Source organism: Nonlabens dokdonensis (assembly GCF_002162835.1).
GTDB lineage: Bacteria > Bacteroidota > Bacteroidia > Flavobacteriales > Flavobacteriaceae > Nonlabens > Nonlabens dokdonensis_B.
Window position 1 is genome coordinate 1 of the sequence record NZ_MAAX01000183.1, and the last position, 25,311, is coordinate 25,311.

Annotated in this window: 27 protein-coding genes, 1 tRNA gene and 1 pseudogene; 18 read left to right on the forward strand and 11 right to left on the reverse strand. The window is 34.1% G+C overall.

The annotated features are described in order from the left end of the window. The 5 genes and pseudogenes from A9Q93_RS11965 to A9Q93_RS11985 form a co-directional block, all read left to right on the forward strand. Positions 1–131: pseudogene (locus tag A9Q93_RS11965) on the forward strand (arsenical-resistance protein); the annotation flags it as partial. Positions 132–243: 112 nt separating this feature from the next. Continuing rightward, positions 244–1,200, forward strand: coding sequence for an L-threonylcarbamoyladenylate synthase (locus A9Q93_RS11970; RefSeq protein ID WP_303687638.1), 957 nt, complete (start codon positions 244–246; stop codon positions 1,198–1,200). A 150-nt stretch (positions 1,201–1,350) separates the two neighbouring features. Beyond that, positions 1,351–2,721 (forward strand): hypothetical protein, encoded by a 1,371-nt coding sequence (locus A9Q93_RS11975; protein WP_303687639.1) that lies wholly within the window; start codon positions 1,351–1,353, stop codon positions 2,719–2,721. A gap of 1 nt (position 2,722) precedes the next feature. Continuing rightward, complete coding sequence (locus A9Q93_RS11980; RefSeq protein WP_303687640.1) at positions 2,723–4,033, forward strand: hypothetical protein; 1,311 nt, start codon at positions 2,723–2,725, stop codon at positions 4,031–4,033. Between the two features lie 135 nt (positions 4,034–4,168). Then, the gene (locus tag A9Q93_RS11985) at positions 4,169–4,363 is read left to right on the forward strand and encodes a hypothetical protein (protein ID WP_303687641.1); all 195 of its coding nucleotides are present in this window, start codon (positions 4,169–4,171) and stop codon (positions 4,361–4,363) included. An 83-nt stretch (positions 4,364–4,446) separates the two neighbouring features. On the opposite strand, the gene A9Q93_RS11990 is transcribed toward A9Q93_RS11985, so the two are convergent. From A9Q93_RS11990 to A9Q93_RS12010, 5 genes are all read right to left on the reverse strand, one after another. Further along, the gene (locus tag A9Q93_RS11990; protein ID WP_303687642.1) at positions 4,447–4,887 is read right to left on the reverse strand and encodes a GNAT family N-acetyltransferase; all 441 of its coding nucleotides are present in this window, start codon (positions 4,885–4,887) and stop codon (positions 4,447–4,449) included. Continuing rightward, entirely contained in the window at positions 4,888–5,148 is a 261-nt protein-coding gene (locus A9Q93_RS11995) for a hypothetical protein (protein WP_303687643.1), read from the reverse strand. A 115-nt stretch (positions 5,149–5,263) separates the two neighbouring features. Continuing rightward, positions 5,264–5,539 (reverse strand): acetyltransferase, encoded by a 276-nt coding sequence (locus A9Q93_RS12000; RefSeq protein ID WP_303687644.1) that lies wholly within the window; start codon positions 5,537–5,539, stop codon positions 5,264–5,266. Between the two features lie 123 nt (positions 5,540–5,662). After that, on the reverse strand, positions 5,663–6,094 hold the full coding sequence (gene rpiB / locus A9Q93_RS12005; RefSeq protein ID WP_303687645.1) for a ribose 5-phosphate isomerase B: 432 nt from the start codon (positions 6,092–6,094) through the stop codon (positions 5,663–5,665). An 829-nt stretch (positions 6,095–6,923) separates the two neighbouring features. Then, on the reverse strand, positions 6,924–7,088 hold the full coding sequence (locus tag A9Q93_RS12010; RefSeq protein WP_303687646.1) for a hypothetical protein: 165 nt from the start codon (positions 7,086–7,088) through the stop codon (positions 6,924–6,926). Between the two features lie 156 nt (positions 7,089–7,244). Here A9Q93_RS12010 and rnr point away from each other — a divergent pair, with 156 nt between their 5' ends. From rnr to A9Q93_RS12035, 5 genes are all read left to right on the forward strand, one after another. After that, positions 7,245–9,443: a ribonuclease R gene (gene rnr, locus A9Q93_RS12015; RefSeq protein WP_303687647.1), complete on the forward strand. Its 2,199-nt coding sequence runs from the start codon at positions 7,245–7,247 to the stop codon at positions 9,441–9,443. 71 nt (positions 9,444–9,514) lie between these two features. Next, positions 9,515–9,682, forward strand: coding sequence for a hypothetical protein (locus tag A9Q93_RS12020; protein WP_303687648.1), 168 nt, complete (start codon positions 9,515–9,517; stop codon positions 9,680–9,682). A 189-nt stretch (positions 9,683–9,871) separates the two neighbouring features. After that, complete coding sequence (locus A9Q93_RS12025; RefSeq protein WP_303687649.1) at positions 9,872–10,156, forward strand: hypothetical protein; 285 nt, start codon at positions 9,872–9,874, stop codon at positions 10,154–10,156. A 443-nt stretch (positions 10,157–10,599) separates the two neighbouring features. Continuing rightward, on the forward strand, positions 10,600–11,274 hold the full coding sequence (locus A9Q93_RS12030; protein ID WP_303687650.1) for a head GIN domain-containing protein: 675 nt from the start codon (positions 10,600–10,602) through the stop codon (positions 11,272–11,274). 117 nt (positions 11,275–11,391) lie between these two features. Beyond that, positions 11,392–12,168, forward strand: coding sequence for a LysE family translocator (locus A9Q93_RS12035; protein WP_303687651.1), 777 nt, complete (start codon positions 11,392–11,394; stop codon positions 12,166–12,168). A gap of 15 nt (positions 12,169–12,183) precedes the next feature. Here A9Q93_RS12035 and A9Q93_RS12040 read toward each other — a convergent pair. Then, a tRNA-Cys gene (locus A9Q93_RS12040) sits at positions 12,184–12,254 on the reverse strand. 67 nt (positions 12,255–12,321) lie between these two features. Continuing rightward, the gene (gene folB, locus A9Q93_RS12045) at positions 12,322–12,681 is read right to left on the reverse strand and encodes a dihydroneopterin aldolase (RefSeq protein ID WP_303687652.1); all 360 of its coding nucleotides are present in this window, start codon (positions 12,679–12,681) and stop codon (positions 12,322–12,324) included. Positions 12,682–12,755: 74 nt separating this feature from the next. On the opposite strand from folB, the gene A9Q93_RS12050 reads away from it, so the two are divergent. From A9Q93_RS12050 to A9Q93_RS12065, 4 genes are all read left to right on the forward strand, one after another. After that, complete coding sequence (locus A9Q93_RS12050) at positions 12,756–14,435, forward strand: glutamine--tRNA ligase/YqeY domain fusion protein (protein WP_303687653.1); 1,680 nt, start codon at positions 12,756–12,758, stop codon at positions 14,433–14,435. A gap of 264 nt (positions 14,436–14,699) precedes the next feature. After that, a complete protein-coding gene (locus A9Q93_RS12055; RefSeq protein WP_303687654.1) occupies positions 14,700–15,110 on the forward strand; it encodes a YtxH domain-containing protein in 411 nt (136 codons plus the stop codon). 9 nt (positions 15,111–15,119) lie between these two features. Then, positions 15,120–15,506: a phage holin family protein gene (locus A9Q93_RS12060; RefSeq protein ID WP_303687655.1), complete on the forward strand. Its 387-nt coding sequence runs from the start codon at positions 15,120–15,122 to the stop codon at positions 15,504–15,506. Then, on the forward strand, positions 15,490–15,702 hold the full coding sequence (locus A9Q93_RS12065; RefSeq protein ID WP_303687656.1) for a DUF6327 family protein: 213 nt from the start codon (positions 15,490–15,492) through the stop codon (positions 15,700–15,702). Before A9Q93_RS12060 ends, A9Q93_RS12065 begins: the two co-directional genes overlap by 17 nt. Positions 15,703–15,771: 69 nt before the next feature. On the opposite strand, the gene A9Q93_RS12070 is transcribed toward A9Q93_RS12065, so the two are convergent. Beyond that, complete coding sequence (locus A9Q93_RS12070) at positions 15,772–16,764, reverse strand: SPFH domain-containing protein (RefSeq protein WP_303687657.1); 993 nt, start codon at positions 16,762–16,764, stop codon at positions 15,772–15,774. A 96-nt stretch (positions 16,765–16,860) separates the two neighbouring features. Between A9Q93_RS12070 and A9Q93_RS12075 the strand changes: the two genes are divergently transcribed. Next, positions 16,861–17,604 carry a hypothetical protein gene (locus A9Q93_RS12075; RefSeq protein WP_303687658.1) on the forward strand — a complete coding sequence of 248 codons (744 nt, stop codon included), beginning with the start codon at positions 16,861–16,863 and terminating at the stop codon, positions 17,602–17,604. Positions 17,605–17,760: 156 nt separating this feature from the next. Here the strand turns inward: A9Q93_RS12075 and gltX are convergent, their stop codons facing one another. The 3 genes from gltX to A9Q93_RS12090 all read right to left on the reverse strand — a co-directional run bounded on the left by gltX (position 17,761) and on the right by A9Q93_RS12090 (position 21,020). Then, positions 17,761–19,278, reverse strand: coding sequence for a glutamate--tRNA ligase (gene gltX, locus A9Q93_RS12080; protein WP_303687659.1), 1,518 nt, complete (start codon positions 19,276–19,278; stop codon positions 17,761–17,763). A 132-nt stretch (positions 19,279–19,410) separates the two neighbouring features. Continuing rightward, the gene (locus A9Q93_RS12085; protein ID WP_303687660.1) at positions 19,411–19,884 is read right to left on the reverse strand and encodes a hypothetical protein; all 474 of its coding nucleotides are present in this window, start codon (positions 19,882–19,884) and stop codon (positions 19,411–19,413) included. A gap of 83 nt (positions 19,885–19,967) precedes the next feature. Continuing rightward, positions 19,968–21,020, reverse strand: coding sequence for an alkane 1-monooxygenase (locus A9Q93_RS12090; protein ID WP_303687661.1), 1,053 nt, complete (start codon positions 21,018–21,020; stop codon positions 19,968–19,970). Between the two features lie 197 nt (positions 21,021–21,217). On the opposite strand from A9Q93_RS12090, the gene A9Q93_RS12095 reads away from it, so the two are divergent. The 3 genes from A9Q93_RS12095 to A9Q93_RS12105 all read left to right on the forward strand — a co-directional run. Next, a complete protein-coding gene (locus A9Q93_RS12095; protein ID WP_303687662.1) occupies positions 21,218–24,706 on the forward strand; it encodes a hypothetical protein in 3,489 nt (1,162 codons plus the stop codon). Next, positions 24,699–25,118: an rRNA maturation RNase YbeY gene (ybeY, locus tag A9Q93_RS12100; protein ID WP_303687663.1), complete on the forward strand. Its 420-nt coding sequence runs from the start codon at positions 24,699–24,701 to the stop codon at positions 25,116–25,118. Before A9Q93_RS12095 ends, ybeY begins: the two co-directional genes overlap by 8 nt. Before the next feature lie 3 nt (positions 25,119–25,121). Further along, positions 25,122–25,311: FAD-dependent oxidoreductase (locus A9Q93_RS12105; protein ID WP_303687664.1), on the forward strand; the 190-nt coding region annotated here is incomplete at its 3' end.

The window sequence follows — 25,311 nt, forward strand, 5'->3', positions numbered from 1 at the left end:
CGGTAGCGATTGCGGTTTTTGGACTCAATTCTGGTCAGGCGTTTACAGGTGTCATTGGACCGCTGGTTGAAGTTCCTGCATTGATATTGCTGGTAAGAGTGGCGTTTTGGTTGAAGAAAAAATATTATTAATTCTATTCAAAGATGCGGACTTAGGCTCGCATCTTTGAATATAGAAAAATGGTAAATATCTGTAGTTTTAAAACGATATTTACACCACCTAAAAATCATTTAGGATACTATCATGACACTCGTATCAAAAGACACTTTAAAAGCTGCCGAAATTCTTAATAAAAAAGAACTCGTTGCTATTCCTACAGAGACCGTTTATGGACTTGCTGGAAATATTTATAGCGAGACAGCGATCAAGAAGATTTTTGAGATGAAAAGTCGCCCGTTTTTTAATCCGCTGATTGTGCATATTCATAGTATGGAGCAAGTTCAAGATCTCGCAGTTGATTTTCCTGAGAAAGCGAAACAACTGGCGAAGGTTTTTTGGCCAGGATCACTGACTCTTATTTTACCTAAAAAGGAATCTGTTCCTGATCTCATCACAGCTGGAAAAGATACCGTAGGGATAAGAATGCCTAATCATCCTTTGACTTTAGAGTTATTAAAGAATTTACCCTTTCCGTTAGCTGCTCCGAGTGCCAATCCTTTTACGCACATCAGTCCTACAAAAGCGCAACATGTGAAAAATTATTTTGATGGAAAGCTAGAAATGGTTCTTGATGGTGGTAATTGTGCAAATGGTATAGAATCTACCATAGTAGGTTTTGAAAATGGTGAACCTGTTGTTTATAGACTAGGTTCTATTTCTACTGAAGAAATAGAAAAAGTTATTGGAAAAGTATCGGTTCGAAATAATAAAGAGCAAGCACCTAATGCTCCAGGAATGTTAGAGAAGCATTATTCACCACGTACAAAAACCTATTTAGTGCAGGATATTACAGCTTTTATCGCTCAATATCCAGAGAAAAAAATAGGTCTTCTACTCCACTCCACAGATCATGAATCTTTTAATGTGGCAAGTATTAATTATATTTCTAAGACTGGTAATTTAAAAGAAGCTGCGACAAACTTATACAACGCTATGCATCAAATGGATCGATATGATCTGGATATGATCGTTGCACAGCGATTGCCTGATCAGGATTTAGGAAAGTCTATTAATGATAGATTGGAACGCGCTACTAAATAAAAGCGACTTATAAATATTTAACATCTGTTACTTTTATGTATGGGTATTTATCCTCACCAAAGCTCAGTTTATCTAATTTAAACTCGTCTTATCTAAAAATTCATTTTTAAAATTAAAACTTATATAATTTTAAATGATTATTCATTCAGAATGAAAAATATACTAGCTTTTTTTTCTTTCTTCATCCTTTTAAGCAATTTTTCATTTGCACAAATAGGTATAGGAACTAACGTAGTTGATGGATCTGCTATTTTAGAAATAGAAAGCACTGATAAAGGTGTTCTTTTACCTAGAATGACCGAGGCTGAAAAGCTAGCAATTGTATCTCCAGCTACAGGACTAACCATTTATCAAACTGACAGTGTCAATGGTTTTTACTATTTCAACGGTTCCGGATGGAATCCACTGGCAGGCGTACAACCTGCTATAGAAAAAACAAGTAATGACGGATATCGATTTGTAGGATCACCTAGAGCAGTAGGAAATAATGCTATTGATTTTTCTCTCGTAGAAGGTGTCCCTTCTGGAACTTACGGTGCAAGAAATAATAATGCGGTGGCTATAGGAAATGGTGTGCTTGCTAGTAATACTAATACTGTAGCTATAGGTTATTTAAATACTTCTAGTGGTGATAGATCTGTTAGTTTTGGCTCTAACAATACAAGTAGCGCTTTAAATAGCACTAGCATAGGTTATGATAATAACGCTGCAGGGACAGGTAGCTTAGCTGCAGGGACAAACAATCAGGCTTTTCAGGACAATTCTGTTGCGTTAGGTATGGATAATATAGCTTCTGGAAATGCAAATGTTTCTATAGGGACAAACAATACTACCTCATCTATCGATGCTATATCTATAGGTGAGAATAACCAAAACATTGGTTTTTACAGCGTAGTAATAGGACGCGATAATAATAATGAAACTGAGAATACGTATATGTTAGGAGAAGGTCTTTTTACATTTGGTGGTACTCCTAATCAAACTGTCGTAGGTTTTTATAATAGTCCTACAGGTCCCGGCACATTTTCAGTGGGTAATGGTACCAGTGACACGAGTAGATCTACAGCCTTGAGCGTTTCTTCTACAGGAACAATCATAGCACCTGATTTAGATATCTCAGAAATTACAGATAATAAAGCACTTATTACTAAAGAATATGCAGATGCCACCTATGCAGCTACTACGTCCAACGCTGTTAGTTTTACAACGGTAAGTAGTTTCGGACCTAATTTTAGCCCTTATAACAATGGATGGCAAATACCTCGTTTTTACATACAAGATGGACGTGTTTATCTAGAAGGGCTCGCTAGAAGATCTAATGCTGTTTTTGTATCAGGTGAAACCATTTTAACCTTACCAACAGGTTTTAGACCACAAAGCAATAGAATTTTTACAGCAGGACAATCAGGAAATCAACTTAGGGTAGATGTGTATCCAGATGGTAGGGTCGTTTATATCAATGGAACTGATGGTGGTAATGACTATGTAAGTCTTGATAACGTATCCTTTAGAATAGATTAATATGCGTTTCTATTTCATTTTTATAATGCTGTTTTCTGGAGTTATTGCTCAATCTCAAGTAGGAATAAATACCACTGATCCTGATGCGTCTTCTATTCTAGATATTTATAATACAAACAAAGGCGTTCTTATCCCTAGCATGACACTAACTCAGCGCACTGCAATTACGAGTCCTGCAAATGGTTTGCTTGTTTTTCAAAATGATAATACCGTAGGTTACTATGTCTATGAAGCTGGATCATGGCAATTTCTTGATAACGGTATTCCTTCTGTGCTTAAAGTTGCAGAAAACGGTAAAGTAGGATACCGATTTGCAGACCAACTAGATACAAATCATGCAGACACTGGTCAGAATGCTATCAATTTCACCCAAGGTTCCACGGCATCTACTATTAGAGGCGCTAGGTATGATAACAGTATTACTATAGGTAACGATAATCCTGTCTTTAATGATAATGGTATTTCAATAGGTGGATTTAATAACCTGACTTATACTGGTGGTAATACCACTACAAATTTTACGGGATTCAGTGCAAATACCTTTTTGATGGACTTCAATAACAACATCAATTCTGGATTCAGTAATACATACACTGGTAATAACAATATATTCTTCGGCTCAAATAATAGAATTAGTGGTGGTGGTTTTAGCGGTTTTGATAATAATATTTTGATGGGTTTTAGTAACAGAACTAGAGTAAGCAATTCTGTTGTTTTAGGTAGATTTAATGAGAATAATGTAGCAAATACTTATCTACTTGGTCGTACCATAAATCACAATGGTGCAAATGAATATCAAGTTGTTACTGGTCAAAGTACAACAGTATGTTCAGACTGTGTATTTAACGCACAAGGCAATTTACATGTAAAGACGGATGGGAACATCGTAGTTCCTGCCATCACAAATGCCACCATTAATAGCAATAATAAATCCTTAGTTTCTAAAGAATATGGAGATAGCAATTATGCTACTTCTGTTCCTGCTGCCACTACTATTGCACTGACAGGATTTAGTGTAAACTGGAGTAATTATGGTTCTGGCTGGCAACCTGCTACAGCAACTATTAAAAATGGGCAAGTAAAACTAGCGGGATTAATACGTAAAAATACGGCTGCATTTGCATTTGGTGAAACCTTATTGACACTTCCAGTAGGATACAGACCTGCAAATTCACGTCTATATGCCGCAGGACAAAATAATAATCAACTACGAGTAGATGTCTATGCAGACGGTAGAGTAGTTTATATCAATGGAACAAACGGCTTTGATGATTATGTAAGTCTTGAAGGCATTGTCTTTAGAATCGATTAATTGCATCTAGAAAAGTATCCTTGGTAAAACTTTGGTACTGATGAAAGATTTAATTTTTGGTGGTATAATGTTATTGAGTTAAGTCGTTTGTTTTGGTAACGCTTTCGCGAAAGCGGAAACTAAGACTTTATCACCATGGGATTACTGGACATAAAAAACTTTGAAAACTTTACAGACCGCAGGCAAAGTCGTTTTTCTCCTACTCTAGCCGTTGATAATGGAGTTCCTACTTTTAATGAAATCTATGCTCCTACAGATGGTTTTATTTTAAGTGTAAGCGTTATATGGAAACCTTTTGGAAATCATAGTGAGCATCAAGATGATGATTAAGTACTAGTAGCAAAACCGTAATAACACCTGTATAAGGAAATGCTATTACGGTTTTATACTTATAAACCTTTCAAATTTGATGATTATAATTGTTTATCCATTGCCTGATGCGGGATGCCATCTTCAAGATATTTCTCGCCTGTAGAAATAAATCCTAAGTCTGTATAAAATTTATCGAGATAGCATTGTGCAGATATTTTTACTGAAGGAAAATGTTCCGCTTTTGCGAAAGCGAGACTAGTAAGCATAATCTCTTTTCCATAAGATTTACCTCTTTGTGAAGGACTTACCACTACTCTACCGATGCTAGCTTGCTCAAAATAATCACCTGGTTTAAAAAAACGAGTGTAAGCGACTAGCTGATCTTTTTCATAACCTAAAATATGAGTAGCTTTTTGATCCTTTCCATCCATATCTTGATAAACACAGTTTTGTTCTACCACAAAAACCTCAGATCTAAGTCTTAAAACCGCATAAAGTTCTTCAATACTAAATTCATTAAATGATTTAATTACTGTTTTCATTTAAAACTGTTTAGGAACGTTTTTAGGTTGTGGTGGCTTCACTCCTATACGTATATCAGTAATAATCTTCTCTAGCATATTACCAAATTCTTCATCACCAGTAGCCATAAACTCCTGACGTCTCGCATCCAGATCATCGAGAGTTTCTTCTTTATCTTGATCATCAAATTCTTCTAGATCACGCCATATCTCCATCAATTTTTTATGTGGATGTACCGCCGTTCTTAACTGGTGAATAATAATAGTAGCTTCTTTTCTCATGAATTCCCACGAAGGTGAGAATCTCTACGATCCAACACCTACTTTTTATTAATTACAATTTTTACTCAAATAAAAACATAAAAGAATGTTGTATTTACTCAGTCCAAAAATACTGTCATTTCTTACCTCTATAAGCTAAAGAAATCCTATTATGCTCCATTAAGAGCTGCTCGTCATCTAGATAACTCTTCAAAAGATGAATAACATAATCCAGCTGGTCTTCGGTAATATTTCTATAAGCAGGTGCTGGAACAACATTTTTCCACGGTGCAAATAAGGTATTATCTAGTGCAATACGCCAGTAACAATGATTGTCAAAATTGAGATGCAAGTGTTTATTTGCTAGCTGATTGCCTAGATCTAAATACTGTTGCCGTTTGTTAAGGTTCATGTTATAAGATTATAGATACTATAGTATGAGAAATAGATTTTATGAATCTCGCTTTCGAGAAAGCGGAAAAATTCATTTATTAATTATCAAACCTCCAAATTCTTGCCTACGCAGGAATTTTACTTATGAACATGCTATCTTGTTCACACGGTTCTCATGACGTCCACCGGCAAATTCAGTTTCTAAAAACACCTGAACCATAGCAAGTACTTGTGGAATGGAAGTATAACGTGCTGGAATACAAATCACGTTTGCATTATTGTGCTCACGGGCAAGTCCAGCAATTTCTTTAATCCAGCATACAGCGCCACGCACATTTTGATACTTATTAACCGTCATAGAAACACCTTGTGCACTACCGCATATAACTATTCCTATTTGTGAACGGTTTTCTTGAATATCTTGAGCAACTTTGTGAGCAAAATCAGGATAGTCTACACTATCAAAGGTATCAGTTCCATGATTGGTAATTTGGTGACCATTTTCTTCAAGCATTTTAACTACTGCGTGTTTATAATCTGGTCCAGCGTGATCGTTTCCTATAGAGATTTTCATTAGAGATGTGTTTTTACAAAAGTAATTTTATAATACAAGTAGAAGGATAAAAATTAAATAGTTTCATTAACAATATTCAGGCGTTAAATTCATTGTTAATAACCGTATATAACTGTGAATAAGGGTAATTAATAATGAGTTATACCATTGATTGACAATTATGTATAAAAAAATACTGCTTATTCTTAAAATGTAAATTACTGATAATTTAAGCATGATAAGATTATAGAATTACGGTTATTAACAACGGCTATTTTTAAAATAGAATAAGCCATAAATAACATGTTAATAGAAATGCAAAAATTCTATTAGGAATTTAAAATTAAAAATTCCATAGAGATTTTTAATCCAGAAATCCTAAATATAACTCATGAATTTTCTAGCTAGTTTTAAGCTAGAATTAGGAAGAAATACACATTAAAAAATGGTCTATATTATCTACAATTTGATGTGAATAAAGCTTGTTAACAAATGTCAATAACAAGATAATCTTATAGGTATTATTTTACTTTACAATTAGTTAACGTTTAGACAACATGTGTATAACTGAGCATAAGTTTACAACTTATAATAATCCTAATTTTTTACAGTAAAGTTATACCGCTATTCACACTACATCATCATCATCAATTTTATTTAAATTTTAAAAAAGAAAAAATGATATTGTTTATATGTGTTAATAACAGTAAATAAATTTTAAAAGCAAATGGTCTAATTAATATAACTGGAGTAGGATTAATTATGCAGTTAAATAATTAAATGAATTATGGAAAGAGGAGAAATAAAAATTCTTTGATTACCTTAAATGAGAAGAGGATAAGAAAAGTTATTACACGTTTTGATCTACGCTGTTAATAGCCGGTATTGTAGAACTGTTTGAAGTACCAGCATTAGGTTGAAGCGCTACTGATGTTAAAAAGTAAAGTACCACGATGCCTGCAAGTAAGATTCCTGCAAAGATAAAAGTAGATAAAAGTGGTTTTTTAATTCTCATGTGTAATTATTAACTCTTATATGACGCTAAAAGTTTTACAAAGTTACTCTTTTTTCTTAATTAAATGTTAAGTACAGTTAACTAAATGTTTAACAATAAGGTTTTTGTAAAGATTTAAATTCTTAACAGTACTAATAGATTAACTTTGTTTACAATATGAAGAAAAAGAAAAAAAGAAACTCAAAGACGAAGTTTCCTAATTTAAGCCAGTCTGTGCTTAATGCGATTAAACAAGATCCCAACAAAACATACAACTACAAACAAATTTGCTCTAAGCTAGGAATTACAGATTCCAGTGGCCGCAATCAGGTAATAAAGAAATTACACCAGCTTAAATCAAAAGGTAAAATTGAAGAAGTTGATAGAGGTAAGTTCAAGATCATAAAAGCCATAGATTACTATACCGGTAGAATAGATGTAAGTACTCGAGGTACTGGTTATGTGATAACTGAGGAACTTGAAGAAGATATCATGATTCCTAAACGTTCTCTAGGTCAAGCGCTTAATGGTGATGAAGTAGAAGTTTATGTGTACCATAGAAAAAGAGGACAGCAGCCTGAAGGAGAAATTACCAGAGTTATTAAACGTAAAAAGACAGAGTTTGTAGGAGAAATACAAGTTCATGAAAAATTTGCCTTTGTAAACGTTACAGATCCTAAAATATCTACTGACTTCTTTATTCCAGGTCGTGAAATCAATGGAGCCAAAGATGGTCAAGTTGTTCTTGTAGAATTTGTAGAATGGAATGATAAACAAGATTCACCTAACGGTAGAGTAAAAGATATTCTAGGAGAACCTGGTGAACACGACACAGAGATACACGCAATACTTGCACAATACGGTCTTCCTTATGAATTCCCTACAGAGGTTGAAAAATATACAGAAGAACTAGATAAATCCATATCTGGTCATGAAATAGAAAAGCGTCGCGATATGCGTGATACTTTAACTTATACCATTGATCCGGCAGATGCTAAGGACTTTGATGATGCATTATCATTTAAAACTTTAGAAAATGGAAATTATGAAATAGGTATTCACATTGCAGATGTTTCTCATTATGTAAAGGAAGGAACAGTGCTAGATGATGAAGCTTATGAACGCGCAACATCGGTTTACCTGGTAGATCGTGTCGTACCTATGTTGCCAGAAGTACTTTCTAATGGTGTTTGTTCTTTAAATCCGCATGAGGATAAACTTTGTTTCTCTGCTGTTTTTGAGATGGATAATGATTGTAAAATTCATAAAGAATGGTTCGGTCGTACTGTGATCCATTCAGACCAGCGATTTGCTTATGAAGAAGCACAACACATCATAGAAACTGGTAAAGGTGAAATTCCTGAAGATATCTCGCTTTCGCGAAAGCAAACTTCTATAAAACCTGAGATAGTAGAAGCTACTTTAAAATTAGATGAGCTTGCAAAAAATATGCGTGCCAAACGTATGGATTCTGGAGCGTTGAGTTTTGATAAAACAGAGGTAAAGTTCAATCTTAATGATGCTGCAGAACCTGTAGGAGTTTATTTTAAAACTTCTAAAGACGCTAATAAACTCATTGAAGAATTCATGCTACTAGCTAATAGGAAAGTAGCCGCTTTTATAGGAAAGAAACAACCTAAGAAAACATTTGTTTATCGTATTCACGATGAGCCTAATGATGAGAAATTAGGAGCTTTAAAGAATATTGTAGTAAAATTTGGTCATAGTCTAGATTTGAGAGATCGTAAAACGGTAACTAAATCATTGAACAAATTATTAAGCGATGTAAAAGGTGCTAAAGAACAAAATATGGTAGATACTCTTGCTATTCGTACCATGTCTAAAGCCGTTTATTCTACAAATAATATAGGTCATTACGGTCTAGCATTTGATTATTACTCTCACTTTACAAGTCCTATACGTCGTTATCCTGATGTTATGGTACATCGTTTATTACAGCATTATTTAGATGGTGGTAAAACTGCTAGTGAAGATCTTTATGAAGAAAAATGCGAGCATTCTTCTGAAATGGAAATTCTTGCTTCTAAAGCAGAGCGTGATTCCATTAAATACATGCAAGTAAAATACATGAAAGACCATGCCGATGAGGAATTCCTAGGAGTAATTTCAGGAGTTACTGATTGGGGTATTTATGTAGAGATCATTTCTAACAAGTGTGAAGGAATGATACGTCTAGGAGATCTAGATGACGATAGTTATGAATATGTAGAAGAAGAATTTGCTGTAGTAGGTCGTAAGACTAAAAATACATACACACTAGGTGATGAAGTTTATGTAAAAGTTAAAAATGCAGACCTTGTTAAGAAACACCTGGATTTCTGGATGATAGGAAGTAGGGAAGAGGTTGAAAGTTAACATTGTTAATTAGGTAATAAATTTAATTTAGGTGTTAGTTGTGAAGAGACTTCTACCTGTGCAGAAGCTTCATGAAAACTAAAATTTGTGCTACTTGTAAAAAAGAAGATACTGTAATGTATAGAGTACAGATTACAGCAGGAAAGAAATGGATTTTCTGTTGTAAGACTTGTACTGAAAAGCATCAATCACTAGCTAATTATAAATATGGTGGTACCTGGAAAGGGAAAAGGCATTGATGTGAAATATTTTATTTTACTGGTTATAATTTTACTATAGCTAGTTCTTTTAAACAAGAAGATACTGCTTAAGATCATTTCTCATGGTAACCAGGTTCATGGATACGTACACATGAAATTGATAATACGGTAACCTATGAAAAATGATTTTCTACAAAAGCTGGTGGCATTTATAGACATGGATATACCTTGCAGCAAGGTGATACAATTATTAAAGAGCATTTAAGAATTAAAAAACTTGATAAATTAGGTAATATAAATGCTCCTTGGTTTAGAGAAGTAAGTGGTGTAAATGAAAGTCCTACATTATTTGAGAAAGGAGAGATGGCAAGTAAAAGCTTTACAGCCGTAAATTTTCAAAATGAGTTTCCTACCCATATACGTTATTCTCTATTAAATGATACAATTATTGCAAACGTGTCTAATAAATCAATGAGTATAACCTATGAATTTGTTAAAACAGTTAAGAATTAATACACCGTTAAACGGTAAAAATTACTTATTAACGATTATATAATTTTCTTGTTTAAACATTTTACATATATCCTTGTAATAGTAAGATATTTGTAATCTAGAGCCTGAGAAACTCTAGATCAAATATTCTTGATTTTTACATTGATGACAATCTCGCTTGAGATTTAGATGTAAAATCATAGTTTTTTGGTTGGTTAGTATGAAATCCCAAATCATCTTTAGATGTTTGGGATTTTTTTATTTTAATATATTTAATTCATTAATGGCATGGGTTTTGTATCTATAAATATGAAGGTTATTAAGAGTAATTTTCATAAAGTTTTTTGGTTGGTTAGTAAAAAGCGGTATTTATAATTAAATACCGCTTTTTCGTTTTAAATGTTAGTTTAAATCGAACTGTAACATCCCTTAAAAAAGTAAGTCTTTAAAAAAAAATATTAATTATGAAACATCTATTTACACTTGCAGCGCTTTTAATATCATTTTTTAGTTTTTCTCAAAACCCTATAGAAACAGTAGTTTCTAATTTTAATACTATAAAAACTTTTGATCTAGTTACGGTTAATCTTGTTAAGTCTAATGAGAATAAAATCATTATTTCTGGAGAAGATGCTCAATATGTTGAGTACGTACAAAAAAATAACATTTTAAAGATTAGAATGCAAACAGATAAGATTTTTGATGGTACAGAAACCTTTGTACATGTTTATTATAAAGAGTTAAAAACCATAGATGCAAATGAAGGTTCTATTGTTCTTTCTAATGAATTAATTGAACAAGATAGATTAGAAATTAAAGTACAAGAAGGAGCCACTGTAAAAGCCGGACTTGCAGTAAAAAACCTAGATCTAAGAGCAGTTACTGGTGGTATAATTAATTTATCTGGTCAGGTAGAAGATCAAATCGTTGTTGTAAATACTGGCGGTATTGTAGAAAATGCAAAACTTAAATCAGATTATACAAAGGTAAAAGTTCAAGCCGGTGGTGATGTAGAAGTGTATGCTACACAAACGGTAGATATTAACGTAAGAGCAGGTGGTGATGTGACCGTTTATGGTAACCCTGCAAACGTTGATAAGAAAACGCTTTTCGGAGGTACTATTAATATTATCGACTAATATTTTTTAAAGAGTTTATATGGTTCTCGCTTTCGCGAAAGCGGGAACACAACAAAACTTATTCCCTATTTGTAAACCTATAGTCTTTTCCTACCTTTGAGCATAATCAATTTTTGAATGCTTGAAGATATTTTAAAAGCTTTACCATTAGGTCTTGTTATGGCATTTCTAATAGGACCTGTTTTTTTTGCCCTATTAGAAACCAGTGCAATTAAAGGTTTCAGGGCAGCACTATCCTTAGATGCTGGCGTTATTGTTGCAGATATTCTGTTCTTACTTGCTGCTTATTTTATGACTTCTAGTATACTGGATAAGTTAAAGGATGATCCTAGCTTATTCATTTTTGGTGGTAGTATATTGTGTATTTATGGTATTGTTTCTTTTGTAAAAACAAAAAAAACATTTCTTAAAGAGGTTGATACTAACGTTCTAGTAGTAAAAAAAAATAATTACTTCACTTTATTTATAAAGGGTTTTCTACTCAATTTTATTAATATAGGCGTATTAGGATTTTGGTTAGGTCTTATAGTGGTTTTCAGTCCACAATTAGATAATGATGGCGAGCGTATTACTGTTTTCTTCTCTACCGTATTGATCACCTATTTTATAGTAGATATAGGTAAAATTATTCTTGCCAAAAGCTTGAATAGATACCTAACACCATTGAGAATTTACTGGCTTAAAAGATTAATAGCTATCATCATGTTTATTTGTGGTGCTGTATTAATATTTAAAGGAGCTTTTCCTAGTGCGACAGAAGATATAGAGAATCAATTTCATTTAATGCCAGAAACTGAAGAGGTGCGTCCTATAGATCCAGAACTGGAAGGAATGGAAGAATTTAAGGAAAAGGTACAACCTAAGATGGATGAAAAAAAATCCCCAATCAATTAAGATCGAGGATTTAAGAGGTACCAAGCGGATTCGAACCGCTGTACTAGGTTTTGCAGACCCATGCCTAGCCGCTCGGCCATGGTACCATAAGTGGATGGCAAAAATAACAATAAATTACTCGATTCCTATTTTGATTTTAAGAAAATAACGATCTTATTTTCTTTCCTCACTCATGATGATGATTACACTTTGAACATCACCACCTATTGGAGGATTGATTTTTGCAACTTTTACTTCAGCATGTTGTACGAGAGATTCTTCTTTAAAAATACGAGTTAAAATGCGTTGAGCGACTTGTTCAAGTAGTTTAGACCGCACAGCCATTTCCTCTACAATAATTTTATTTAGTGAGACATAATCTACAGTATCATTGAGATCATCACTTAGGGCGCTTTTAGAAAGATCGGCTATTACTTCTAGATCTACTCGGTATTCACTACCTATTAATTCTTCTTCATGAAGACAACCATGATTGGTATAAACTCTTACGTTTTCTAATCTTATTTTATGCATAGAACAAAGATAGGACGTACTGCGCTAGCAGTAAAATAAAGATTAAATTTGTATTCTTAAAACGAGCAGCAACGATGAGCGAAGAAACACGACCTAATAATTTTATAGAAGATATTATAGAAGATGATTTAGCAAATGGTCTTTCTAAGGATAAATTAAGATTCCGTTTTCCACCAGAACCTAATGGATTTCTACATATCGGGCACTCTAGTGCTATATGCCTCAATTTTGGTCTTGGAGAAAAGTACAATCAACCGGTTAATCTACGTTTTGATGATACTAATCCTGCAAAAGAAGAAGCAAAGTATGTAAAGGCGATTCAAGAAGACGTAAAATGGTTGGGTTATGAATGGGATAATCTATGTTTTGCTTCAGACTATTTTCAAGAATTATACGATTGGGCTGTACAAATGATTAAAGACGGTAAAGCCTACGTAGACTCGCAGTCCAGTGAAGAAATGGCCATCCAAAAAGGTACACCGACAGAACCTGGAGTAGATGGACCTTATCGCAATAGAAGTGTAGAAGAAAACCTAGCCCTTTTTGAGGGAATGAAGAATGGTGAATATGGTGAAGGTGAACATATCCTTCGTGCCAAAATAGACATGCAGTCTAACAATATGTTGATGCGTGATCCTATCATGTATCGTGTGGTAAATCGTGACCATCATAGAACAGGTAGTGACTGGAAGATTTATCCTATGTACGACTGGACTCATGGAGAAAGCGATTACCTAGAACAAATATCTCATTCCTTCTGTACATTAGAATTTAAGCCTCATAGAGAACTTTATGATTGGTTCCTTGATCAAGTTGTAGATCCTAATAAAATACGCCCTAAACAACGTGAATTTGCCCGTAGGAACGTTTCACATACAGTAACAAGTAAGCGTAAACTTCAAAAACTGGTAGAAGCAGGAGTCGTTAATGGATGGGATGACCCTCGTATGACTACTATTTCCGGTTTAAGACGTCGCGGTTATACAGCAAATGCCATTAAAAACTTTGCAGATTCCATAGGTATTGCAAAACGTGATAATCTTGTAGACATGAATCACCTTGAATTTCATTTACGCGATGATTTAAATAAAGCAGCAGATCGTGTCATGTGTGTCCTAGATCCAGTAAAACTCATTATTACTAATTATCCAGAAGATAAAGTGGAAATGCTTCAGGCAGAAAATAGTCAAGAAGATGAGTCTAGAGGTTTTAGAGAAGTTCCTTTTTCAAGAGAATTATATATAGAACGAGAAGATTATAGAGAAGAAGCAAACAAGAAATTTTTCCGTTTAAAGAATGGAAAAGAAGTACGTCTTAAGAATGGTTATATCATTAAAGGTGAAGGCTGTATCAAAGATGAGAATGGTGTAATAACTGAAATTCATGCGACTTACGATCCAGATTCTAAGAGTGGTAGTGGTACAGAGGCTAGTATGCGTCGTGTAAAAGGAACCCTTCATTGGGTAAGTGCATCTCATGCGTTACCTGTAGAAGTAAGACTATACGATCGTCTTTTTACAGTTCCTTCTCCAGATACTGATAAAGAAAAGGATTTCATGGAATTCATAAATCCAGATTCTTTAAATGTCATCACTGCCATGGCAGAGCCTGCGATGAAAAACCTTGAAGTAGGAGAGACGGTTCAATTTCAACGTATGGGATATTTTTGTGTAGATCCAGATACTACAGACGAGAAAATGGTATTCAATCGTACAGTTACTTTGCGAGATACGTGGGCAAAGCTTGATGTTTAAAATAAAAATTATAGGTGTTCCGCTTTCGCGAAAGCGGAATACTTAACAATACCTTAGAACAGTTTTTAACGATATAAGTGTAATCATATTTAATAGAAACATTTTACCAAAAACGCTATGATTAAAATATGGTTTTAACTATTATTAACAGAAAATTCACGGAATTAATAAGGATTTAATAATAATGTTTGTAAGCTTAACTCACTATTAACCTTAATCAAATGACTTTAGCTCTAACTTTGTGGAACACAAAAAATTATACACATGTCAAAGTCATCAAATACATTAGTAGCATTAGTAGCAGGAGCAGCCATAGGTGTTGCCGCAGGAATGCTTTATGCTCCAGATAGTGGAGAAAAAACTAGAAAAAAATTAAAGAAACAAGCAAAGAAAGCTCAAAAGGATATTGATGCGCAAGCTCGTAAGACTTATGCACAGGTTTCTGATAAAGCTTCACAGCTTACTTCAACTGTATCTTCCAAAGCAACTGAATTAAGAGGTACTGTAGGAGATCGTATTGAAACCGCATTATCAAGTGCTAGTTATAAAGCAGATGATGCAATTGTAGCACTAGAAGCAAAATTAGAGCAGTTACGTGAGCAAAATGCTAAGCTACAAAAACCAGCTTCTGTTCAAAACGCAATTAAGAAAGAAGCTGCAAAAGTTAACGCATAATTTTAAGATTTGGGAAACAGTATAACTGACAATTTTAATGAATTCACTACGGCGACTCAAGATTATATTGAGTCATCGATAAGTTACCATAAACTTGATCTTTTTAAGAAGATCATGAAAGGAGTAGTTTCAGGTACTTATAAACTTATATTAGGATTCTTCTTATTGATTGCTTTATTATTTTTAAGCGTTTCCCTTGCTATATATATGGGTGAAGCCTTAGATAGTATAGCATTAGGCTATCTTATTGTAGGAGTAATATACTTGGTTCTTATGTTTGTTCTCACTTTATTTTTAAAGAAATTCTTAGAGAAGAGATTATTACGCAAAGCTAGTGCCCAATTCTTCAATGATAATGAGGACATAAAAATAGAGAAGTATGAGAGTTTACAGTAGTTTTGAAGAAATGGATCGTGATTTAAGGTATCTTAAATTACAGCAGCAAGTACATCAAGAAACGATGAAATTGCAAGTAAATGAAGTTAAAGAAAGCTTATCTGCGGTATCTATTTTATCAAACATTGTAGGTTCCATAGCAAAAAAAGCAGTAGTTCTTAAAGTAGTTAACAAATTAATAGGCCTAAAAAAGTAAAGTTTTAAAGACTTTTAAATAAAAAATGCGATCAAATTTGATCGCATTTTTTTGTTTCATGAGAGCTATTTAAATATCATCGTCATATCTAGATGTATCTTCTTCTTTTGATGGTCGTTCTCTCTTGGTCTCAGCATCTTTTTTACCAGCAGTCTTTTTCATTTGTTCTCCTATTTGTGCACTTGCAGTAAAGCTGGCAATCATGTTATTAAGCATATCACTACCTGCTTGAGGAGAATTAGGTAAAAGGATTAAGTTAGAGTTAGTTTCTTCACCTAATGATTGTAATGTGTCATAGTGCTGGGTAACGACAATTAATGCACTTGCTTCTTGAGAATTAATACCTACGTTGTTAAGGACATCTACACTTTCTTCAAGTCCACGAGCAATTTCTCTTCTTTGGTCTGCGATACCTTGACCTTGTAAACGCTTTGATTCTGCTTCTGCACGTGCTTTTGCAACTATTTTAATACGATCTGCTTCTGCTTCATATTCTGCAGCTGTTTTTTCACGCTCTGCGGCGTTAATTCTATTCATTGCAGCCTTTACCTGTACATCTGGATCTATGTCTGTTACAAGTGTTTTAATGATATCATAACCATAATCCATCATCGCATCATTTAATTCACGCTTTACCGCAATTGCGATATCGTCTTTCTTTTCAAAAACGTAATCCAGTTTCATTTTAGGAACTTCAGCTCGTACTACATCAAATACATACGCTGTAATCTGATCGTGTGGATTCTGTAATTTATAAAATGCATCATATACTTTCTCTCTACGTACTTGAAATTGCACAGAGATTTTAAGACGTACAAATACATCATCTTTTGTTTTAGTTTCTACTATAACGTCTAGCTGCTGGATTTTTAAGTTGATTCTTCCTGCGATTTTATCAATTACAGGAATTTTAAGTTGCAAACCAGACTGTCGCATACTAGTAAATTTACCAAAACGCTCTATTACCGCTGCAGTTTGTTGTTTTACTGTAAAAAAGGTTCCTAATAATAAGAAAAAGCCTATTACAAGAACAATAGGTATTAAAAATACTCCGAGATCCATAATTATATATTTTAATGGTTAGAAAATGTGATTGATATAAAAGTAATCTAGTTACTCTTGATTAGTGTTATTTTTGTTCATATTGTTACATATGTTATGAAATATACACTTTTTACTTTTTTGTTGATAACGCTCATTTTTCCTTCAACCGCTCAAAATCTACTTACAGAATCAATTGCTGTTTCATCTTATCAAGGCAGCTACGAAGAAATAGAATTAAACTCAAAGCTGGCTCCAGCCATTAATTATTCTATCCCGTCGCGTAAAACTTCTTATAACAACCGTTTAGGTCTAGGAGTAGACGCTACTTTCTTCAATATTACTAGTGATGATGTTGAGGTAACACAAGGAACTGGTTTTTCTATCAATTTTGAAACACGTGGTGATTTCAGAGATGATTTTGATTTGATTTATTCATTAGGAATTTTTAATCATAATTTCTCAGTAAATGAAAACTTAACTGGTGATCAAATAGATATGAATATGCTAGGTGTAGAAATAAAATTCTTGCTAGCCTGGAAAATTGCTCAGTCAGATTACTTTTCTATAGAAGCCGGACCAGCGTTACAACTTAATGGCGAATTAAAAATAGATAATGAAGATCGTTATGAAGAGTCCTTTACTGGTGGATTTAATGCCGTTCAATTAAATGAGTTACAAAATTCAATGCCAGTTAATCTCAATGGTGTAGTCGGTTTTTCTGGAGGCGTGAGAGACTTTAGAATCACTGCTCATTACCATTACTCATTTGTTGACGCCCTAACCGGTACAAATGCTGCTGGTCAAGATATTGATGGAAACTTTAGTTTTATAAGTGTAGGAGCGAGGTTTTATTTCTAATCTCAGAAAATTTAGTTCCTTATTATAAAACCATGGATTGGAGTATTTTTAAACTTATCTGAGGTCTCTCACTTAAACTTATTACACAATTAATTACACAAAAAAGCCTGTTAGGTATTATTTCTAACAGGCTTAATAGTAAAATTTATTTCTACGTTATCCCAACTTTTCCATCGCGGTTTCAATACGCTTTACTGTTTCTTCTTTACCTACCATAGAAGCAATTTCAAAAACATCTGGACCCATAAGACTACCTACTAAAGCAAGTCTTAATGGCATCATTACTTTTCCAAAACCTATTTCTTGAGAAGTAATCCAGCCTTTTACAGCAGTACTCAATCCTGCAGCACTGTCATCATCAGTATTTTTAATTACTTCAATCACTTTAGACATGGTCTCGTTAGTATCTTCTTTCCATGATTTTTTAGCATTTTTCTCATCATAAGAATCTGGAGCGGTGAAAAAGAATCCAGCCAATTCAAAAAGATCTTCTGTAAAAACAGCACGTTCTTTAACAAGTCCAGCGACCATATTTACATATTCCTGTGAACCGTATGAGATGTTTTTTTCTTGTAACGCTTTCGCGAAAGCGGCACCTATAACAGCATCATCTTGTTTTACATACCATTGCTGCTGGAACCATTTTGCCTTTTCTGGATCATACTTAGCACCAGAACTATTCACTTTTTCTAGACTAAAAGCCTGAACCAACTCATCTAGACTAAATATTTCTTGTTCTGTTCCTGGATTCCAGCCCAAGAAGGCAAGAATATTTACCATAGCTTCAGGTAAAAAACCATCTTCTCTAAAACCAGTAGAAATTTCACCACTTTTAGGATCTTTCCACTCTAACGGAAATACAGAAAAGCCCATTTTATCACCATCGCGTTTACTCAATTTTCCTTTACCAGTAGGTTTTAAAATCAGCGGTAAGTGTGCAAATTTAGGACGTTCCCAACCGAAGCTTTCATATAACAAAACGTGTAACGCCATACTCGGCAACCATTCTTCACCACGTATTACATGAGAAATTTTCATTTCATGATCATCTACCACATTTGCTAGGTGGTAAGTAGGCATTCCGTCACTTTTAAAAAGTACTTTATCATCTAGAAGACTGGTATCGATTTCAATCCCTTTACGGATTTCATCGTACATGTTCAACGTTTTCAATTCTGGTTTAAAACGTACAGTATAATCGTCACCACGATCAATTCTTTCCTGAACTTCTTCTTTAGAAAGCGTCAACGAGTTGGTAAAGCTCAACCTATTATTATGATTGTAAATAAAAGTTTCTTTATTAGCCTCAGCATTAGATCGTGCTTGAGCAAGTTCTTCTGCAGTGTCAAATGCGTAGTAGGCTGCTTCTTTTTCAATCAATTCTTCTGCAAAAGCGCGGTACATATCTTTACGCTCACTTTGACGGTATGGCCCGCAATTTCCTTCTTTGCTAGGTCCTTCATCATAAGGAATGTTGCACCAGTTTAATGCTTCAACAATATAGTTTTCTGCACCTTCCACATACCTATTTTGATCGGTATCTTCTATGCGCAGGATAAAAGTTCCGTTGTGTTTTTTGGCAAATAAATAGTTGAAAAGTGCTGTTCTTACACCACCTATATGAAGTGGTCCCGTAGGACTAGGAGCAAATCTTACACGTACATCTGTACTCATTTCTTAGCATTTTTTAATGGAGCGCAAAGTTAGGGATTCTAGTTATGAGTTGAGAATTTATTACTGTTAGTTATGCATTGCCACCACTTTTTCCTAAAGGGCAGAATTAATTCTGCCCTTTAGGAAAAGGCTTTATTCTTTTAATTTTTGGATCTTACTATGTTGTGGATTTCTAGAGTCATAAATAATAAAAATCGAATCAGATTTTGTAATGTCACTTTCAAAATATTCTTTGTACTCAAAATTTACTATATCTTGATAGTTTTTGTAAGTTTTATTTTCAACATTATATTGATATTCAATACGATCAAAACCATATCCAGTAGAACTCATGCCTGATCCATCTGGTTGGAAGTTGAATTTGACTAATAGTACTTTTGCTTTAGTTTTTTTACTATAGGAATTAAATTCTTTCTTCCTGTACTTGGATATGGCAAATGTTGAGATGATCAATAATGCCGAGAAAATAAAGAGATATTTGAACCAATTACCATTATTGCCTGTTTCTCTATCTTTATCTCTATAGTAATTTTCTACTGTCGTTGTGTCATTATTTTTGTTTGTGCTTCTAAATCGCTCTTTCCAAGCTTTCCAAAATTCTTTCATTTAATTAAAGCTTATTATTTTTTCTATGTAGATATAACAATGTTTACAGAATACTTAATGAAAATAAGGTCTACCCCTTTATATTAAACTTTACTCAACGCCACCATCTCCTCAGGAACATACTTATTCACTATAGAAAACCATAACGGTGGAATAGTAGCAATGACCATCATGGTAGGATAGCCGTAAGGCAATTGTGGACTCACATCGTGATAGTCGAGTAGTTGGTATTTTTTGTTAGCTCTGTAATGATGATCGCTATGTCGTGTTAATTCGTATAACAAAATTCTACCCAGCGCATGATTAGAGTTCCAGCTGTGAATTTCACGCACTAGTTCATAACGTCCAGACTTTTTCTTAGCCCTTCGTAAACCGTAATGTTCTAAATAATTGATAATTTCAAGCAATGAAAAACCTACAAATGCTATTCCTAAAGCTATGAACATGGTAGACCATGAAAAAATGAATCCTATAAAAAGTAAATAAGAGATTTGAACAATAGTGTACCAAAACATATCATTCTTAAGTGATAAAAAAGATCTACCAGCAGCTTTATTTAAACGGTTTTGAATTTTCCAAGAACTGGTATATTGAGTAGTTACAGATCGCAACCAGAATGCATAAAGATTTTCATTGTATCGAGCACTGGCAGGATCTTCTGGCGTTGCTGCTTTTAAATGATGATTGTAATTATGCTCTATATAGAAATGCATATATAAACTAGGAAGTAACAATAGCTTACCTAAAAACCGTTCCCAAGTTTCTTGACGATGACCTAATTCATGAGCTACATTTATTCCATTACTTCCAGCAACGATTCCTAAAGAAAAAACTAAACCTATCATTTCATACGTCTCGTAAGATTGAGTAGAATAGGAGTAAAGCCCGTAAAATAGTGTACCAAAAATTATAGGTACATTGAGCCATAGTAACACGTCAAAAAAACTGTTTTTTATTTTACTTTCTTTTTCTTCTTCAGTTAGATTTGATTTTAAGGACGGCATCCATAGTTCTACTAAGGGAACAATAATAAATATGATAAATGGAGTTAGGAATAACCACGTTTCTCTATACGTGATTCCTATGATACAAAATAAAGGAACGATATATGCTGATAAATACTTAAGATCTTTCATTTTCAGAAATAAGATAAAGAGTTAAATATACAACATAGTCGCAAACGTTAAGAATTACTTAAAAACCTACCCAATAGAACGCCGTTTGGATGACTTGTAACTCCATATGCTAGATAAGAAAACCTCTTACATAGAGTAGTATCATAAACCTCAGTCTAATCCGTTATATTTACGACTAGTACACGACAAAATACAAAATGACAAATTTTGAAATCATAGAGCAAAAGCTCAAACGTTTTATAAGTAAATACTACCGTAATGAATTGATTAAAGGATTGATTCTTTTCCTATCATTAGGATTGTTATACTTTCTATTTACAGTAGTTGTAGAGTATTTCCTTTGGTTAAATCCTTTGGGAAGAACCATTCTTTTTTCACTCTTTATAATAACTGAAGTATTTCTACTCATCCGTTTTATAGGTATTCCTTTAGCAAGATTGTTTAAGTTATCTAAAGGGATTGATTTTAGAGATGCAAGTAACATGATAGGGACGCACTTTCCAGAAGTGTCTGATAAGTTAATCAATGTATTGCAATTACATAAAAATGGAGGAGACGATGAGCTCACATGGGCAAGTATTAATCAAAAGAGTGAAGAATTAAAACCCATTCCTTTTACACTAGCTATTGATTATAAAAAGAACAAGAAATACTTACCGTATCTCGCAATTCCGGTGGTAATTATTGCTGGACTCTTATTCACCGGCAACAATGAAATAATTACTGACAGTGCAAAACGCGTTGCAGATTTTAATAACGAGTACATTCCGCCAGCACCATTCACCTTTAAAATTCTTAATAAAGATCTCAACACTTTACAAAAACGAGATTTTAAGTTAAGTGTGGAGGTGAGCGGCCGTAAAATTCCTGAAAATGCTACCATCGTTTTTAATGACCAAACCTACTTCTTGACTCAAGAGGCTCCTGGTAAATTCAGTTTTATTTTTTCTAAGCCTGCTACTACTACACAATTTTATTTTTTGGCAAATGAGGTTAGGAGTAAGAGTTACACATTAAAGGTAGACGATGTTCCTGTGTTAAATGGTTTTGAATTATTCATGGATTATCCGTCACATACTGGTAAAAAGGACGAGAAAATTTCTAGTACTGGTAATGCAATTGTGCCACAAGGAACCACTATCACATGGAAATTAAATACCTCAAATACTTCACAAGTAGACTTTATAAGTAACAATGTTAGAAACAGTTTTGAGAAGAAAGATGATGGTTTCGCTTTCGCGAAAGCGGTTATACAACCACTTAAATATAGCATTGCTACTACAAATGAGAACATTCAAGATCACGAGGTGCTCAATTTTAAAATTGATGTTGTAAAGGATGAATATCCAGAATTAAAGCTAGAAATGAAAAAGGATTCTATAGACGATGATTTGATGTATTTCAGAGGACAAGCGGCTGATGATTATGGAATTCGAAAAATGCAATTGGTTTACTATCCGTCAGATGATGTGTCCCAAATTAAGGAATATGATTTAGGTAGTAACCGCGGTACATTCGACGAGTTTCTATTAACTTTTCCAGGTAATGTACCTTTGGAAGCTGGTAATAGCTATCAGTTTTACTTTGAAGTGATTGATAATGACGCAGTTAGTAATTACAAATCTACTAAGTCAGAAGTTTTTTCCTATCGCAAACTATCTGACGATGAGTTTGAAGACAAACAGCTTTCACAACAAAAAGAGTCTTTGACAAATGTAGAAGAAGCGCTCAAAGAACAAGAAAAACAGCAAGAAAAACTGGATGAGCTTTCTAAGGAACAGTTACAGAAAAAGGAGCGTAGCTTTAATGACAAACGTAAGTTAGAGCAAGCTTTAAAGAATCAACAGAAGCAAGAGCAAAAAATGCGTCAGGAGTTAGAAAAGATGAAAGAGAATCTTGAAAAGTCTAATCCTGCTGAAGATCCTATGAAAGAATTGCTGGAGGATCGTATGGAGAAAAGCGCAGAGGAATTAAAGAAGAACGAAGAGTTACTCAAAGAATTGCAAGAATATCAAGACAAGCTCACTCCAGAGGAGCTGAATGAGAAAATGGAGAAGTCTAAGAAGAATTCTAAAAAACAAAAGAGAAATTTAGAACAATTACTTGAGCTTACTAAAAGATATTATGTGCAACAAAAGTTTGAACAATTAGGAAAAGAGCTTCAAAAGATTGCACAGAAACAAAAAGAGCAATCAGAAAAAAATGATGAAGAAAATAAGAAGGAAGATCAAGACAAGCTTAATGAAGAGTACAAGAAGTGGGAAAAGGAACTGGAAGAATTAGAAAAGGAGAATGACGGTTTAAAAGATCCTATGCCTATGGAATTTGAACCAGAAGAGTCTGAAGAAATTAAAGAGGAGCAACAGCAATCTAGTGATGATCTTCAAGAGTCTAAGACTTCTGATGCAAAGAAGAAACAAAAAAGTGCTGCTAAGAAAATGCAAAAGCAAGCACAGTCCATGGCATCCCAAATGCAATCCATGCAGCAGGAAGGAATGAAAGAGGACGCAGATAGTTTACGTCAAATTCTAGATAACCTTCTAGTTTTCTCGGTAGAAGAAGAAGAACTTATGGAGTCCATGAAACAAATGAATAGACTAAGTCCAAGTTTAGGTAAAAAACTAAAGTTACAAAAGGACTTAGAGAAGGCGTTTGAACATGTAGACGACAGTTTATTTGCGTTAGCAACGCGTAATCCTAAAATAGGTCAAGAAATCAATGATGAGGTAACTGATATTTATTATTATTTAGAGAAATCCTTAGAACAAATTGCTGAATTTGAAATGCAGAATGGACAAATATCTCAGCAATTTGTATTCAAGGGTGCTAACACTCTTGCAGATATGTTAAGTAATACCTTAGATGCTATGAATAATAGTATTCCTAAACCTGGAATGGGTCAAGGTGGTGAACCGGGCGAAGGTTTTCAACTACCAACTATTATTAAAAAACAAGAAAGTCTTTCTAAGCAAGGTGAAGGAAAGGAAGGTAAAGAGGGAAAAGAGGGCGAGTCTGGGAAAGAAGGTGAATCTGGTGAGTCAGGAGAAAGCGGTCGATCAGGTCAGAGTGGGCAATCTGGTGAGTCAGGTGAATCTGGACAAAATGGTCAGTCAGGCCAGAATGGTGAATCTGGAGAAGGAGGCGAAGGTAAAGGAGGAGAATCAGGAGAAGGAAATGGAAAAGGAGGAGATGGAAAAGGTAAAGGAAATGGTAACGGAAATGGAGAAGGTCAAGGCGATGGAGAAGGCGAGGAGCAAGGTTATCGAGAGAGTGAGGAAGAAGCAAAACGTATTTATGAAATTTACAAGCAACAGCAAGAACTGCGAGGTCAGTTAGAAGATATGATACGTAGAGAAGGGCTTGAAGGCAAAGTAGGAGATATCACAGAAAAGATGAAGGCGGTAGAACGTAAACTTCTAGACCAAGGTTTTAATCGTGAGGTACAACAGCGCATGATGGAAATTCAGCATGATCTATTAAAGTTAAAAGATGCGGGATTAGAGCAAGGTGAAGAGAATCAGCGTGAGGCTAGAACTAATGAGAGAGACTTTTTAAATAACACAAATGCTAAAATTCCAGACGCATCTAAGTATTTTAATAACAAGGAGATATTAAATAGACAAGTATTACCTTTGCAGCCGCAATTTCGGAACAAGGTGAAAGACTATTTTAAATCTAATGATTGAATTTAATTACCAGAATAATTTTGCGCCATTAGGTGATCTAGAATATAGCAATTGGTTGAATGCAGTTGCTACCTCCGAGGATAAAACTATTGGAAATTTATCCTATGTTTTCTGCTCTGATGATTTTCTTCTAGAGATCAATCAGTCTTATTTGAATCATGATACTTATACTGATATTATTACGTTCGATTATAATGAAGATGGATTACTCAATGGTGAGATTTATATCAGTACGGATCGTGTTGTAGAAAACGCGTTACGCTTTCGAGAAAGCGAGACAGACGAACTTCATCGTGTAATGGTTCATGGGTTGTTGCATTTATGTGGCTATCCGGATAAAACGGATGAGGAAAAGGATGTAATGCGGAAACTGGAAAACGAAAAAATAAAGATGTTTCACGTGAAACAATAGACTATGTTTAGTAGAGAATATGATGTTATAGTAGTAGGAGCAGGTCACGCAGGTAGTGAAGCTGCAGCTGTTTCTGCAAATATGGGAGCGAGCACGTTGTTAGTTACAATGAATCTTGAAACTATCGGTCAGATGTCATGTAATCCTGCCATGGGTGGAATTGCAAAAGGACAAATAGTTCGCGAGATTGATG